13 protein-coding genes are annotated in these 15,058 nt (G+C 45.3%); 3 read left to right on the top strand and 10 right to left on the bottom strand.

Going from position 1 to position 15,058, the window contains the following annotated elements; all coding sequences use genetic code 11:
- Window positions 1–18 precede the first annotated feature (18 nt).
- The gene (locus ACZ42W_RS17205; RefSeq protein WP_464166490.1) at window positions 19–1,068 is read right to left on the bottom strand and encodes a nucleotide sugar dehydrogenase; all 1,050 of its coding nucleotides are present in this window, start codon (window positions 1,066–1,068) and stop codon (window positions 19–21) included.
- A 196-nt stretch (window positions 1,069–1,264) separates the two neighbouring features.
- Between ACZ42W_RS17205 and ACZ42W_RS17210 the strand changes: the two genes are divergently transcribed.
- A complete protein-coding gene (locus ACZ42W_RS17210) occupies window positions 1,265–2,260 on the top strand; it encodes a glycosyltransferase family 4 protein (protein ID WP_464166491.1) in 996 nt (331 codons plus the stop codon).
- Between the two features lie 2 nt (window positions 2,261–2,262).
- Here ACZ42W_RS17210 and ACZ42W_RS17215 read toward each other — a convergent pair whose 3' ends face one another.
- The gene (locus tag ACZ42W_RS17215) at window positions 2,263–2,844 is read right to left on the bottom strand and encodes a class I SAM-dependent methyltransferase (protein WP_464166492.1); all 582 of its coding nucleotides are present in this window, start codon (window positions 2,842–2,844) and stop codon (window positions 2,263–2,265) included.
- Window positions 2,845–3,021: 177 nt separating this feature from the next.
- Between ACZ42W_RS17215 and ACZ42W_RS17220 the strand changes: the two genes are divergently transcribed.
- Window positions 3,022–4,008 (top strand): glycosyltransferase family 4 protein, encoded by a 987-nt coding sequence (locus tag ACZ42W_RS17220; protein ID WP_464166493.1) that lies wholly within the window; start codon window positions 3,022–3,024, stop codon window positions 4,006–4,008.
- A 180-nt stretch (window positions 4,009–4,188) separates the two neighbouring features.
- On the opposite strand, the gene wecB is transcribed toward ACZ42W_RS17220, so the two are convergent.
- The 5 genes from wecB to ACZ42W_RS17245 all read right to left on the bottom strand — a co-directional run bounded on the left by wecB (window position 4,189) and on the right by ACZ42W_RS17245 (window position 9,359).
- On the bottom strand, window positions 4,189–5,271 hold the full coding sequence (wecB, locus tag ACZ42W_RS17225; RefSeq protein ID WP_464166494.1) for a non-hydrolyzing UDP-N-acetylglucosamine 2-epimerase: 1,083 nt from the start codon (window positions 5,269–5,271) through the stop codon (window positions 4,189–4,191).
- Window positions 5,272–5,312: 41 nt separating this feature from the next.
- Window positions 5,313–5,840: a class I SAM-dependent methyltransferase gene (locus ACZ42W_RS17230; protein WP_464171065.1), complete on the bottom strand. Its 528-nt coding sequence runs from the start codon at window positions 5,838–5,840 to the stop codon at window positions 5,313–5,315.
- 29 nt (window positions 5,841–5,869) lie between these two features.
- Entirely contained in the window at window positions 5,870–6,991 is a 1,122-nt protein-coding gene (locus ACZ42W_RS17235; protein WP_464166495.1) for a tetratricopeptide repeat-containing glycosyltransferase family 2 protein, read from the bottom strand.
- Window positions 6,992–7,260: 269 nt separating this feature from the next.
- Entirely contained in the window at window positions 7,261–8,982 is a 1,722-nt protein-coding gene (locus ACZ42W_RS17240; RefSeq protein WP_464166496.1) for a BclA C-terminal domain-containing protein, read from the bottom strand.
- A gap of 32 nt (window positions 8,983–9,014) precedes the next feature.
- Window positions 9,015–9,359 carry a hypothetical protein gene (locus ACZ42W_RS17245; RefSeq protein WP_464166497.1) on the bottom strand — a complete coding sequence of 115 codons (345 nt, stop codon included), beginning with the start codon at window positions 9,357–9,359 and terminating at the stop codon, window positions 9,015–9,017.
- Between the two features lie 326 nt (window positions 9,360–9,685).
- Between ACZ42W_RS17245 and ACZ42W_RS17250 the strand changes: the two genes are divergently transcribed.
- Window positions 9,686–10,105: a hypothetical protein gene (locus ACZ42W_RS17250; RefSeq protein WP_464166498.1), complete on the top strand. Its 420-nt coding sequence runs from the start codon at window positions 9,686–9,688 to the stop codon at window positions 10,103–10,105.
- Between the two features lie 128 nt (window positions 10,106–10,233).
- Here the strand turns inward: ACZ42W_RS17250 and ACZ42W_RS17255 are convergent, their stop codons facing one another.
- From ACZ42W_RS17255 to ACZ42W_RS17265, 3 genes are read right to left on the bottom strand one after another with little or no spacing between them, the layout of a single operon-like run.
- A complete protein-coding gene (locus ACZ42W_RS17255) occupies window positions 10,234–13,038 on the bottom strand; it encodes a glycosyltransferase (protein ID WP_464166499.1) in 2,805 nt (934 codons plus the stop codon).
- Window positions 13,035–14,099: a polysaccharide biosynthesis protein gene (locus tag ACZ42W_RS17260; protein ID WP_464166500.1), complete on the bottom strand. Its 1,065-nt coding sequence runs from the start codon at window positions 14,097–14,099 to the stop codon at window positions 13,035–13,037. Before ACZ42W_RS17260 ends, ACZ42W_RS17255 begins: the two co-directional genes overlap by 4 nt.
- The gene (locus ACZ42W_RS17265) at window positions 14,096–15,022 is read right to left on the bottom strand and encodes a dTDP-4-dehydrorhamnose reductase family protein (protein WP_464166501.1); all 927 of its coding nucleotides are present in this window, start codon (window positions 15,020–15,022) and stop codon (window positions 14,096–14,098) included. The genes ACZ42W_RS17260 and ACZ42W_RS17265 overlap by 4 nt, the downstream gene beginning before the upstream one ends.
- Window positions 15,023–15,058 lie beyond the last annotated feature (36 nt).

A 15,058-nucleotide genomic window follows, 5' to 3' on the forward strand; every position in this document is an offset into this window, starting at 1 on the left:
CAATTGCTCCTTTTCCCACTATTGACTTGGATTTAAGGCCTTTCCCCGCTCCAAAACGACCCAATCCTGCTTTTCCTCCTCACGAACCTTCTCATCCTTGGGGGTAAAGCCAGCTTCACTCAACTCATCTGCTGTAAATAAGGGATCTTCCACCCAAACCGTCTTTCCAGTCGCTTCTAATGCTCTAACTAAATCGACCCCTCGACTATGCTTAAGATCCTTAACTCCCGTTTTATAGCTCACACCTTTGACTAGGACCTTCTGATCGCTGCCTACCTGATGCATGATTTGGTCTCGATATTCCCAATCCGCCTGTTCCGCTCCCTCAAGTAAAGCTGAGTGACAAACCGTTCGCAGGAATCTCATATCCTTAGGCAAACACTCCCCACCAATACCCCAGTCGGTACTTAGTAGCTCAACGTTATTCTTACTATTGACAGCCTCCCTTAGCTCGTCATAATTCAGGCCCTGATCCACACAATAGCGGTAAATTTCCTGAGCGAAGGCCACATCCACATAACGCTTAACATTCTCTACCACCTTAGATAACTCAGCCACCCGAACATCCGTTACTTCCACAAGCCGGGGAACCAAGGGCGCATAGAACTGACGTCCCTTTTCTAGACAAGCGCGTGTAAAGGCTCCCATCACCCTTGGCGTATCACAGACGGTCTTATCCACACCAAACATTACCCGATGTGGTACATGGATTAAGAAAATATCCGTTCCTAATTTAAATCCTTTACTCTCCAGAAACTCTCTTATACGTCCCATCGTTTCTGGTGGTAATGTCGATTCGATGGAAATCAAAGATCCTGGACAGATGATCATTTTCTCTAAGGCTGCAAATAAGTTTTGTCCTTGATCCCCAGTCGAAGGAGCCATCAACCAAACATCGATTCCAGTTAGAACCCGATAATCTGAAGTCACCCGATAACCCTGACTTCGTAATTCGTTGACTCGACTCTCATTCACATCCACGCCGATAACCGCTTTGGGGAATTTCAGGTTAAGAAAAGTGAACAGATTAAAACCGATATTGCCCAAACCTACGACACAAATTTTCATTTTCTGATTCATCCTTCCGTAAGTCATCACTATATGCTATGGAAGTCTCCACACTGTTGACACTCCTTCACTTTTCTTTTTGCCACCTTGTCGCCCCCTGTCACATACACTGAAAGAAAACCACCTTTGGTTGGCCCTGAAACACGTTTATTACCTAATAGGGGCTATCGGTTCACCTTTCAAGGAGGATTAAGATATGAAAATTGTTATTCCCGTACTCAGTCTAGAAACAGGGGGAACACGCTTTATCTATCAGTTAGCGAATGAGATGGTGAATAAGGGACACCACGTGGAGATCGTAATCCCTGAATATGCTGCAGTAGCTTGGCCCCTACAGACCCAAATCACTCGAGTTAAAGGACTCACTTCGGATACAATACCACCCGGAGATTTTATCCTTCCAAATTTCTGGCCCACTGTTTTTCCCGCTTGGGAATCAAAAAAAGGCCGAGTCGTTCGACTTAGCCTTGGTTATGAACCGTTATGGGTAAAAGAAGCCGAAGAAGCACGGGCTTCTTACTTGATAGATGCCCCGATTATTACCATATCAGAATGGCATCATCAAATCCTCTTACAAGAGACCGGTCGCGACAGTACGGTGATACCTGGAGGAGTTGATCCCTCAGTATTTCATCCCTTCCCCAAAAAATCCCTAGCGACCAGACGCCCAATGATTTCCTATATCCTGCGCTCGAAAGAACACGGCTATACGTGGAAGGGCAGTGAGGACTTTTGGGAGGCCTGTCGGCGTTTAGCCCTGCAGGTTCCTAACTTTGACATTCAAGTCGTCGCTCCAGAGGGAGCAACCTACCAAGCTCCTCTTCCTTATCGTATTGTAACCGCCCATTCGGACACCGAGATGGCTCTTTTCTATGCCCAGTCTGATATTTTTGTATCGACTTCCTACTTTGAAGCATTTTCTATGCCACCTTTAGAAGCTATGGCCTGTGGTACAGCAGTCGTAACTACAGATAATGGTGGCAACCGTGATTACGCAAAAAACGGGGAGAACTGTTTACTCGTTCCCCCCAGCGATATCCAACAACTCACTCAATCACTCGCTCATCTCTTAACTCAGGAACAAGAACGAAATCGTCTTGCACAAGCCGGCTTACAGTGCGCCCAAACCTGGACTTGGCGACACTCAGCTGATAAATTAGAAGCCTTGCTTTTACAGTTATCCCGCGCCTAGACTTATTGACTGCAATCCTTCCAAGCTAATAGAGCATCTATAGGCTCAGCGTCTTTACCGTAAACCTCCAAGAAGGCTAAATTCTTTTGATCATGAAACCTGCTAAAAATTAATATATTATAACCCAGCTTGAGGAAATCCTCGACTTCCCAGCCTGAGCGATGCCTCTGAAAGCTTTCTCCCCCTAAACCGTAATGATCAAATTCTTTCTGTTGAAAGAAACCCCTTGGGGTAAAAAGGATTACTTTTTTGGAGGCAATCTTTTCTGCCTGGCGCAAGACCTCAAAACCAACCTCTTTTTCCAAATGCTCAATGACATCGATCAATGTCACACTATCTAAGGACTTCTGAAGGAATATCTCACTCAGGCGCTCTGCTGATACATTGAGTAGAATAAACGGTTCCCCATACTTAGCTTTCTCTAAGTATGGTCGATGTGCATCCACTCCAATCTTTATAGGGCAGCAAAATTCTCTGAGGGTGGTGCCTACACCGCAACCTACATCTAGGACGGTATGCGAATCCATGAGGAGCTCATTAATCGTGGTGAGGAAATCCTTATGGTGAACAACTTCAACTGTCACAGGCTGAACATCCTTCCCAATCGTAGTATATTTGCTAAATTCAGAGAGTATTTAAACTCTATCCATAAAATGCATTCTCCTCTATATTATTCAAAGTCTCTGCTGATGTACCAGCTAGCACAGCAAACTCCATGAACGCATAATCTGTAGTACGCAAAGGAAAAGGGAGGACCAATAATGAAGATTGTGTTTCCTGTTCTTAGCTTAGAAATGGGTGGTGGGGCTCGTTTCATGTATCATCTGGCGAATGCCTTAGCCGATAAGGGACATGATGTGGAGATCGTCATGCCCGAAAAAGGGCTCCAAGTCTGGCCCTTGCGTACCAAGCTAAGACGTGTTCCCGAATTAACCCCTTCCTCCATCCCTTCAGCCGATTTTATACTCCCTAATTTCTATACTACCGTTAGTCCTGCCTGGGAATCCCAAAAAGGACGGGTCGTACGCCTCAGTCTTGGTTATGAACCGCTCTGGGTCCCCGATTCGGAAACCGCCAAGCAAAGTTACCTGATCGGCGCTCCGATCCTCTCTATCTCTCAATGGCACCGCCAACTCCTACTCCAAGAGACAGGCCTAGAAAGCACTGTCATCTCCAGTGGAGTCGATCATTTAACTTTCCATCCACATCCTAAACGTTCTGGCCAAACAGGCCGCAAGAATATCTTTTACATCATGCGCGACCCCGCTTCTGGTTATACCTGGAAGGGAGGAGCTGACTTTTTAAAGGCGTTAACCCGTTTAAAGGAGCAGGTTGATTTTGAACTCACCGTTACAATGCCAGAAAACGCAAATTTTATAAGCCCTGTTCCATGTCGGATGATCACTACGGCCACGGATCGAGAGCTAGCCCTGCTCTATGCTGAAGCAGACCTCTTTGTCTATACCTCTTACTTTGAAGCGTTCGGCTTACCTCCCCTTGAAGCGATGGCTAGCGGTACTGCCGTCGTGACTACAGATTGTGGTGGCAATCGTGATTACGCAAGGAACGGCGAAAACTGTCTGGTTGTTCCGCCAAGCGACCTCAATCAACTAAGCCAAGCGATCTATCAGCTCTTGACAAAGGATACTGAGCGTCAGCGTATTGCCACCGCAGGTCATCTTTTTGCACAAGCTTGGACCTGGCAACGCACTGCCGACCAAGTCGAAGCCTTTTTGCTGAGCCTATAGGATTATACCTAAAGAAACCTTGGCGAAGCTGAATGTCAGTAGACACTAATACTATCGAAAAAATGTATACTTTCAAGTGATGCGAAAGAGCAGTAAAAACTTACTCATATAAGTAAGGCTTTACTGCTCAAACCTTATATCTTGACGTTGCCTTCTAAAGTAATAGGGTCAAGTGTCATTCTAGAGGCCTCTACCCAGTAAGACCTTCACGACTTTCCGACTTACATTTTGCACCCTATATTCTGCTGGGGGCTCCCAGTCTGAGCCCTGACTTAACACGATTTTCACGGCCCGCCAGATATCTTCCGGTTCACAACCCGAGATGAGGTTACTCCCTGCTTCCAATGTCTCAGGTCGCTCAGTCACATCCCTCAACGTCACATTCGGTATATGATAAAGGCAGCACTCTTCCTGAACCGTTCCACTGTCACTCAGTACACAGTAAGCATTTTGCTCAAGAGATACAAAATCAAACAGACCTAACGGTACCACGACTCGAATCCCCTTCCCATCAAATGTCATACTTCTCCTATCCAATTGAGACCGAGTGCGAGGATGCAGGCTGCAAATGAGAGGCATTTCATAGTTTACAGTTAGGCCCTGTAGAGCGCTTATGAATTTGTCCAGACGTACCTCGTCGTCAACATTTTCGGCCCGATGCAAGGTTACAAGAAAATATCCTTTGCTGGTCACTCCCAAGTTCTTTAGAGCTTTGCTTTGTTCAATCCTGCCTGCATAATAGCTGAGAACCTCCCCAATCGGATTGCCTGTCACATAGATTCGTTCTCCCTTGAATCCTTCACTAAGCAAATTCGCTCGGCTTCGTTCCGTATAAGGCAGCAAAATATCGCTGCAATGATCGACAATGCGGCGGTTGATCTCCTCCGGTACTCGATCATCATAACAACGATTACCCGCCTCCATATGGTAGACTGGAATCCGTAACCGCTTAGCAACCATCGCCGACAAGGCGCTGTTGGTATCCCCCAAAATAAGCAGGCGATCCGGCTTTTCCTTGAGCATCACCTGTTCACACCCACGGAGTATCTCCCCGATCTGACCCATTAAGGTAGGAGATCGACAGTCTAGCAAATAATCTGGCAACCGCAACTTGAGTTCAGTAAAAAATATATCATTTAATGTCTGGTCATAATTCTGCCCTGTATGCACAAGGATATGATCACACAACTCATCTAAAAGAGGTATTATTCGGCTTAAACGAATTATCTCCGGACGTGTACCTATTATGGTCATAATTTTCATCGCAGGATTTCCCTTCTCGTTTTAACTACCCGATAAAGAATTTACTCTTCCCGCCAAGACAATTGAGCCTTACGTTTTCTACAAATCGTTAAACCAGGGGAAAGCGGAATTGTCATCATTTCATACGATTCTGTCACCTTTGATAACTCTTCAACTGCTAGATAGGCGGTCCCACACCATTCTGGTTGTATCATTTGTTCATTTCCAGGATGGGTATCATGAAATAAAATGAGACCATGGGGAGCTACAAATGGAAAAAACTCCTTGAAATCATGCAAAACTGCCTCCTTGGAATGATCCGCATCGATGAATAACATGTTAATTTGCATTGGGTGGAGCTCTAATTCCTTAGCAAACTCATGCGTTGTACCGTTAAAAAAACGAGTATTCTGCGATTGTTGCATATAATTACCAGCCTCAGCGCTGATATCCACTCCAACCAATTGTTCAGCATAGGGAACTATTCGATTGAAAAGCGCACAACGATATAATCCGAGTTCAAGATAAACCTTCGGCCGGATAAGGCTAGCAAGGTTAACTATAAATTCTTCATGCCAGTCTAATCTCATATTACTCAACCCTTTCCTCTACACATTTACTAATTTTGATTGGTTTCTTGCGTTTCTGCCTTTCCTAATCTCAATACACCCTCCAGATACTTCTTGTTGTACAAGACCTGGGTATTTTCTGGACGATACTTTCTAGCAAGCTCATTATGCTCATAGGCCAATTCATGTTTACCTAAACGATCATAGCAAACACATAACTGTAAATGTGGCAACCACGTCCAACAAGCTTCAATCATAGGGCCCCAGTTGTCAATGGGCTTTTCCAATTGAGTCGCCAGTTTGTACCAGAAAGACGCCTTCTCATATTGCTTATCACTGAGAAAATAAAAACCTAAGCGACAGCAGAACTCAGCCCTTGGTGTCGCATATTTAAAGGATTTCAAGATATATTCCAGTTCTTTATCCTTCTCGCCTAACTTCTGAAAACATTCTGCAAGCTTTCCACAGGCGGAAATGTTATCTTCAACCCAACCCTGTCCTGACTTTAAAAACTCTTGATATACCTCAATCGCTCTTTTATGGAGCTTATGATCAAAAAGTTCATTAGCATAATAGAATAAATCTCTCGGAGAAAATGATTCCCCTCTCGCCTTACGTTTCTCATATATTTTCAGGTTGCGATCAGAATCATCACTTGCTGTAGCTTTGTGCGTCACACAAATATCTGAGTTTAAAACAGTTCCATGCACCTCTAGATACTCATGCACCGCACCGATCCAACGGAAGTTCTTACTCCTTTTGACCAAACGGTTTCTTCTTAAACTAAAAGTAGCGGCACCCGACTGGTCAAACGCTAATAGGTAAGGCATATTGACAACGTCTATTGAAGGATCTAGATTTTCTTTTAGTTTTAGAAACATGTCTTTATCAGTTTCTGATAATACATCATCTGCATCCAGCCAAAGAATATATTCTTTGGTAGCATTACTAAATGCAAAGTTTCGAGCAACTGCAAAATCCTCAATCCAAGTAAAATCCAAGATTTTGTCAGTATATTTTTTTACAATCTCTTTCGTACAGTCTGTGGAACCAGTATCAATAATTACAATCTCATCTGGAATCCCTTTCACTGAGTCTAGACACCGAGCAATGGTATCCTCCTCATTGCGTACAATTATACACAAACTGATAGTAATGGACTTATCGGCCATCTTTCCTAACACCTCATACTTTTAATTTTTGATACTCTATGGTATTCGACACTCTGGAACGTTGAAGCTTGTCCAACTCTAGATAGCCAGAAAAGGAGCGTTTTCTCATAGACCCCAGCTTTCTGAAGCCGAAATTGATCATTCATTTACACAGATGAACGTCCAAAATATATTATATCTACAAAAAAAGTCCCTCGGCGATGGCGATACCAAGGGACTCTTGCAAATTTTTTATTTTTTAAATAAATTACATTAGCTTATACAACAAATTAATCTAATTTATTAATAGTTAATTGTGCACCAACTTCAGGCGTAGTAGTTAGTGTAAACGGAGTAGCGGAGTCGTTCCTAAGCGTAATGTCATCACCTGCTGCAAGTGTTAAAATCGCCTGACCGGTTACTTGACCAGCAGTGACCAACGCCGTAATTGGTGTGGAAGCATCAACTACGGTATTCACCGCAATAGCTATTTCCGAACCAACACCTGCAGTAATGCTTACACTATAGTCAATCTGATAGTTACCGGCAAGTGTAACGGTTACCGGGGCGGTACCAGCAGTGTGGGTTTCGTTTACAAGCGGACCATTACTGCTAAATATCACATCTGCTCCGCCAGCAACAACTTGAGCCACTGCGTCAAGTGTATAAACATAGCCGAAGGCAGCCAAACCTGCTCCTGTGGCTCCTGTGGCTCCTGTGGCTCCTGTGGCTCCAGTCGCACCTGTCGCTCCATCGGCTCCTGTGGCTCCAGTCGCTCCTGTTGCTCCTGCTACTCCTGTAGCTCCGGTCGCTCCTGTTGCTCCATCGGCTCCTGTGGCTCCAGTCGCTCCTGTTGCTCCATCGGCTCCTGTGGCTCCAGTCGCTCCTGTCGCTCCTGCTACTCCTGTAGCTCCGGTCGCTCCTGTTGCTCCATCGGCTCCTGTGGCTCCAGTCGCTCCTGTTGCTCCATCGGCTCCTGTGGCTCCCGTCGCTCCTGTCGCTCCTGCTACTCCTGTAGCTCCGGTCGCTCCTGTTGCTCCATCGGCTCCTGTGGCTCCAGTCGCTCCTGTTGCTCCATCGGCTCCTGTGGCTCCAGTCGCTCCTGTTGCTCCATCGGCTCCTGTGGCTCCAGTCGCACCTGTTGCTCCTGCTACTCCTGTAGCTCCGGTCGCTCCTGTTGCTCCATCGGCTCCTGTGGCTCCCGTCGCACCTGTTGCTCCTGCTACTCCTGTAGCTCCAGTCGCTCCTGTCGCTCCTGCTACTCCTGTAGCTCCGGTCGCTCCGGTTGCTCCATCGGCTCCTGTGGCTCCAGTCGCACCTGTTGCTCCTGCTACCCCTGTGGCTCCCGTCGCTCCTGTTGCTCCATCGGCTCCTGTGGCTCCCGTCGCTCCTGTTGCTCCTGTCGCTCCAACAGCTCCTGTGGCTCCAGTCGCTCCAACAGCTCCTGTGGCTCCAGTCGCTCCTGTTGCTCCTGTTGCTCCTGCTACTCCTGTAGCTCCGGTCGCTCCGGTTGCTCCATCGGCTCCTGTAGCTCCGGTCGCTCCGGTTGCTCCATCGGCTCCTGTAGCTCCGGTCGCTCCGGTCGCTCCATCTGCTCCTGTCGCCCCAGTTGCTCCTGTTGCTCCATCGGCTCCTGTAGCTCCCGTCGCCCCTGTTATTCCTTCAGGACCGATTGGGTCGAGTTCTGCTGGCAGCACACGATGCGCCGCGACCAAATTCCCCTCAGCATCTTTTCCCCACGCTGAGATCTCTACAGCATCTGAGCTAGTAATGAACTGAAACTCGAAGGCATCAAAATCTGCAAAATAGTTTTTTGTTGCTACTTCTCCAGGGGCTATGCCTAATAACTCCACGACATACGGAGTCTTGGTAACTCCAGTTAAATAAAACCCCATTATTTGCACGGTAGCAGGAACTGTGTCGTCATTTGTAATTCTCACTGTAAGCAATGAAGTGGGTCTTACGCCGGCAACCGGCGTATTTTCTATCAATCCAGTCGTTAATTCAGACATTAGTTCATCTCCTTTAATTTGTTAAATTTTTCTTAAAACAGGTTAAGCTCTTGCGCTACTAATCTTTGGGCTGTAGTAAGATTCCCTGCAGGATCTTTAGCCCAAGCAGAGACGTTAACCGCCTCTGAACTCACAGTAAATTGAAACTCATAGGCCTCAAATTCATTGAAATAGCTTCTCTGGGCCACGTTTCCTGCAGCAAGACTGAATAGCTCTTGCACATACATTACTTTCGTAGTTCCACTCTGGAAGAATCCTTCAATTTGTACCGTTACGCTTACAGTATCATTGTTTGAGATCAATACGGAAAGCGTAGAACTCGGTCTAACTCCTGAAACAGCTGTGTTATCAATCAAACCCGTCGTCAAAAAGGCCATATCACACCTCCTATTGCTCAGATGTTATACTATCCCACCTGTCCATAATGTGTTACATTTTTGCTTATTAAAATGAAGGCATAGCTCTATTGCTCATCCTCCCAAATTATGGGTTTGTATATTATATTGTTCATGTCTACATTTGTTACAAAACTCAACTTTGCATCATAAAAATCTGCTCTAACCTAGATAGTGACTGAGTTAGGAGAAAATGTAGCTTTTTTTAATTTCGTCCACACCATTTCCATTCTTTGTCAATATGCTGATACTGTAATGAGATTACTCTCGCTATCCCATTAGTCAAAATATAGAAGGGAGAAAAGGAAATGGCTTTATTAAACTACAACAGAAGCCTCTTAACCAATCTAGCAGATTCCACAAATGTTGCACTCACAGGCGCAGACACGTTAATTTTGCAATTTGGTCTGTTTGTACCACAAGCAACAAACTTCGTAGAATTGCAAACAACCATTGGTTGGCAAGTTGTAAACACTGTTTTAAGTCTCCAACCGACTATTCAGCTTACCATTAGACAAGATGACGGCATAGTCGCATCTGCCAACCAAGAGTCCGTTCCAGATGGTGAAGACGAAGATCTCGAAATGGTAACTACGTTCCAAGCCGTCCTAACCAACGTACCTGTTGGTCACCACGTCTATCAATTATTTGCCCGTAACATTCAGCCGGGTCAGGGCGATATTTTCATCAACGGTCCAGCCAATATCTCTGGTAAAGTCATCGGTTAAAAAGTGAGCAAGGGACACTACGGTGTCCCTTATATCTATCTTTCGCTTCGCATTTCTGGCTTAATCTTAAATATTTACATAGAAAAGTAAGGGTTAAATCTTAAAATCACCCTTACTTTTTCGCATCTTTAAATAGGATTATTCAAAGCACCCCACTCTCTACCTTCATTCCTTATAATCTTACCGATTCTGGAAAAGAACAAATTCTTGTTATACTCCCATTCGGAGGGACCTTCCCCTTCGTAGTAACCTTCTGCCCTGGGATGGTACAAATGGACTGCTACGGAAGAAGTCTGACTATAACTGCACCCATTTTTCAATAATCGATCGATTATATCCCGATCATCATAAGCAATCCCCACAAAATCTTCATCATAGCCTCCAATGTCGAAGAACTGACTACGATGAACTGCCATTAAGAAGGGCATTTTCGTATACAAAGGACTGCATTGGTTATACACATCAAGCCGAACTGAACCGTTATGAGTAGCAATATGCTTAAGGAATGCCCCGTCACGATCATCTTTGCCGATCGGTATAGCAAGCCATTTCGGATTGTCTAGGATGGGTTTTGTGAGGCTTTCTATCGTATTATTAATATGAAACATCTCGGCACAACACAATACAAGGATATCCCCCGTGGATTGCTTTGCCGCAATATTAATCGCAAAGCCAGGTACTCGCCAAACCGTTCCACCGTTCAGATTTCTGTGTCCGGTAAAAATATATTTCAAATTGAGTTTTTCCTTAAATTCCTTACAGATCGCTTCAGTTTCATCGTGTACCCCATCATTAACGACGATCGTCTCAAAATCAAAGGGTATATCCTGAAGAGCTAATGAATAGAGCCCCCACCTCAACAAGTGCGTTCGCTTAAAGGTTGGAATAATGATGGATACCTTTGGCTGTTTGATTTCATGTTGGGGTTTAGATTGATCCCTTTTGATTTCCTGGAACACTTGGGTTAGGAGGATATGCCACTTTTTCATAGCATTTTCATCCTTGGGGATCACTTCAAAATCGTAGTCAGAATAGACCAAGGCGGTTTCCGCCGAAAAGGTCACCCGTTTATTAGCGCTCTTTAGATTTCCCTCCTGCAACTCGCTCTTCCTACCTTTTGACCTCAGATCATCCTGTAATAAAGCTATCGTATATCGAGATTCGTCAACGGTATTAATAAAACTCGCGTTTTGCAGGATTACTTCAACATCTGGATACTGCTCTTGGATCATCTTTCGAGCATTCCTCGCAAAATCTCCCTGGGTGCCGACAACCTGCAAATCGATACCTACAGCTGCTGGAAGCTCCTTAACCAAATCCTTCCACAAGGAAATGTCTCCCATATGCCCCGAAACGAGGTTATTGCAAATAGCAACTTTGATGATTTGCTGGGGTGCTTCTGGATTGGTATTTTTACTATCCAATTCTCCCCACTGAAAGTGATAAGCCAGGCTGTCAAACGCCGTTTGATGTTTAATCCCCGCATCCTTAAGCTTCATCGTCAAAACCGTATCCCCCGATATACATGCTTCTCCCTGCTGAGCAATTACCGGATGATAGATATTGCTGCCTACGATAACCTGTCCTTCAGGATAACCACCTACACGTTCAAAATGTTCCTTGCGAATTAATAGGGGCATAAATAATCCACCGTCAAGCAGCTTAGATTCTGTCAAATCTCGAGCATACTTTTGAAAGGCCACCTCTTGATAGGATGAAACATCTCGACCAAAGTCCTTTTCCACTCCGTATTGACCACTACGCAATTTTCCAGACTCCACTAAACGCGAGGTGACACAGTTTTCACCGTTATAAGCCCGCCATAGATTTTCTAGCCAGCTCGGCGTAAACGCCATATCTGAATTGATGAAAACAATAAAGTCGCCTTGAGCCTTACTCGCTGCAAAATTGTACGCGCGGTACACCTTATTCACATACCATTCAGCTTGCTGCTGAGGTGTATTTTCAAACACATAATGAGGGATATAGTTATCCCGTAAATAACTCAGCACAGCGTCATTGGCATCATTGGCGACAAAGAAGAACTCCTTATCCGTCATATCGGTATACTTAAAGACTTGTTCATACACGAACTTCAGCCATTCCACACTTTTATACACGAGACAAGCGATCGAAAACTTCGGCTTGAAGACTTCTTCGCGATACTGCTCCACGTAGGCTAAGGACTCGCTAAAAGGTAGTGGTTCTGGCTCCTCATCATCCACCCAGAGCCCCTCGGGGAAGAAATCCTGAGGAACTTTGGCTAACACAAGCTTTTCCTCACTAATTAGACGATCGAGCATATCATAACCACGTTGGCCATGCGACTTATAGATTAAATATTTATAAGCCAAGCGTTGCTTTGAAGAGAAACCATAGTGCAGTACCTGAACATCATGAGCCCACATCGAGCTGCGAATCGTTGAAGGAAATAGGGGTTGATGAAGTCCAGGTTTTGTATCATGGAAACACATCCCGGGAACCACACGCCAAAGGCGGCAGAACCACCCCGAATCATACAAGCTGTCCAGCCGCTGCCAGGAATGACTGCGCCAGAGATTAATCTCATGCATATTCACAGCATCGAACTGCTTTTCATCACATTCTTTACATAGCGCCTGAAGCTTCACCTTAGCATTGGCGGTAAGAACTTCATCCGCATCCAGCCATAGAATGAAATCCGACTTCAGCTTTAAGGCCTCTTGCAGCAAGAGTTGCTTATGACTTCGCTCGTTCACGAAATCATTTTTAATACCCCGAAGAACATAGGGGGTGTGTTTCAAGAGATATTCATAACTGCCATCCGTACTTCCATCATCATAGACGATCAAAGCGTCTACAAGCGGTTTGACATAGTGGACGAACCGCTCCAAATTCACTTTGCGCAGTTCATTAAATACCTGACAGATACAGACTATCTTATAGTGCTTCATCGTAGTAATTCCCCTGCCTCCTTAACCTCTTGACCCAGCATCAGTTGCTGTTTCCTGAGCAAAGCTTCTGTTTCTTCGGGGTTCATGAGGAAATCTCCAGAGCTATATTCATTGGAGAGCACCTTGAGGTTTGGCTCTGCGCTAAAAAGTTCAGGAAGCATGGGCTTTATCGCATAATAATCTCCCCGATCAATCGTACGCCAAGCCTCTTCTTCAGAAACCAAAATCTCATGCACCTTTTCTCCTGGTCGAATACCCGTATACTCTAAAGCAATCTTTCGAGCTCCAATCAAGACCTTCGCAACATCCTCGATACGAGCCGAGGGGATCTTGGGGATAAATATTTCACCCGGGTTAGCCCCTTGCAAGACAGCAAAAATGGTATCCACAGCACTTTCCAGGGGTAATAAGAACCGTGTCATTTCCTTGGTCGTAATCGTTACCGGACCTCCATGCTTAATCTGCTCATGGAATAAGGGGATCACAGAACCCCTCGAAGCAAGTACATTGCCATATCGCACACAAACGAAGCGTGTCTTGGGAATCATGACATTCGCAGCAATAAAGATCCGCTCTTGCATGGCCTTAGAAATTCCCATAGCATTCACGGGTTTGCACGCTTTATCCGTGGAAACCCCCACGACGGTATCCACATGAAGATTGTTTTCGCTAATCGCTCGCACTATATTTTCGGCACCCGTAATATTTGTCTGTACCGCCTCAAAGGGAAAATACTCACAAGACGGCACCTGCTTCAGCGCAGCCGCATTGATCACGATATCGGCATCCTTTAAAACTGAGCATACGGAAGGATAATTGCGGACATCCCCAATTCGAAATTCGATGAGCCGAGCAAAATTATCATAGATGACTTCATCGGTGACATTCCTTTTATGCTGGTATTCGACCCGCATAGCATGCTGCTTAGCCTCATCACGTGAAAAAATAATAATCTTTTTCGGAGCGCCCAGTTCCTTTTCCAAAAGCCGCCGGGTTAAGACCTTCCCCAGGGAGCCTGTGCCTCCGGTAATCACGATCACTTTATCATCAAAAAGCTTCATCGTACATCTCCCTTAGTTAAACAGTAATCAGTTTGATAGGGCCCGCGCACATAGTCTTCATACATTCTGCCTACCAATTCCGGCCAGGTTGGTGGATTATAACCTGTTTGAGAACGGAAGTGAGAGGAATCTAACGATCGGTTAATTTGAAGGCTCTCCTCTGGCTCGATCGATATCGTTTTGCCATACTGAATCGCTATGAGCTTAAGCAACTCGTATTTTGAGATCGGAGGAGAGGATATATGATAAAGCCCCGTTAATTCAGGATTCGGTATCACATCATCAGCAATAATCCGCGCGAGTTCAACCGTTGGCAAGCCCGAATAGATTGCCTTTGTATAGCCAGAGACCTTCCCGCTCTGGCTTAAAAACCATTCGACTAAGCCATATCTCCCTTTCAATTCATGTCCAATGATGGATGTGCGCAGCGTAAGACAATGCGGGTAGAGCACTTCACCCAGGTATTTCGTTCTTCCGTAGAAATCGGTGGCATTCGCAATATCGCTTTCTGTATAGCTCCCTTTTTGACCATCAAAGACACAATCCGTACTAAAATGAATCATTCGTGCCCCGATAGTACCACAAAGCCTAGCAAGTCGATGCGGGAAAAGTGCATTGACGCTTATCGTCAGGAGGGGATCGTGTGCAGTGGGTGCTTGCTTAATCACTCCAATGCAATTCACCACACTATCTGGCTTAAGGTCAGCAAAAACCTGAACAAGCCGATCAAAATCATGGATCTCGACATTGCTAACGACCTGCTTCAATTGCACTGGAGTCAACCAGCTCGATAATTCTTTTGTAGAACGAGCCGTAACAAAGACCTCGAGGCTTGGCTTCTCTGCGAGAATGCGAAACAGGGTATGCCCTAACATCCCTGAACCGCCTAATATCAGAACCTTTTGCATACCCTTATCCTTCAACTTTTCATCCCCTTTTCTCAGGTAATTCTCTTTTCC

Source organism: Desulfitobacterium elongatum (assembly GCF_055378975.1).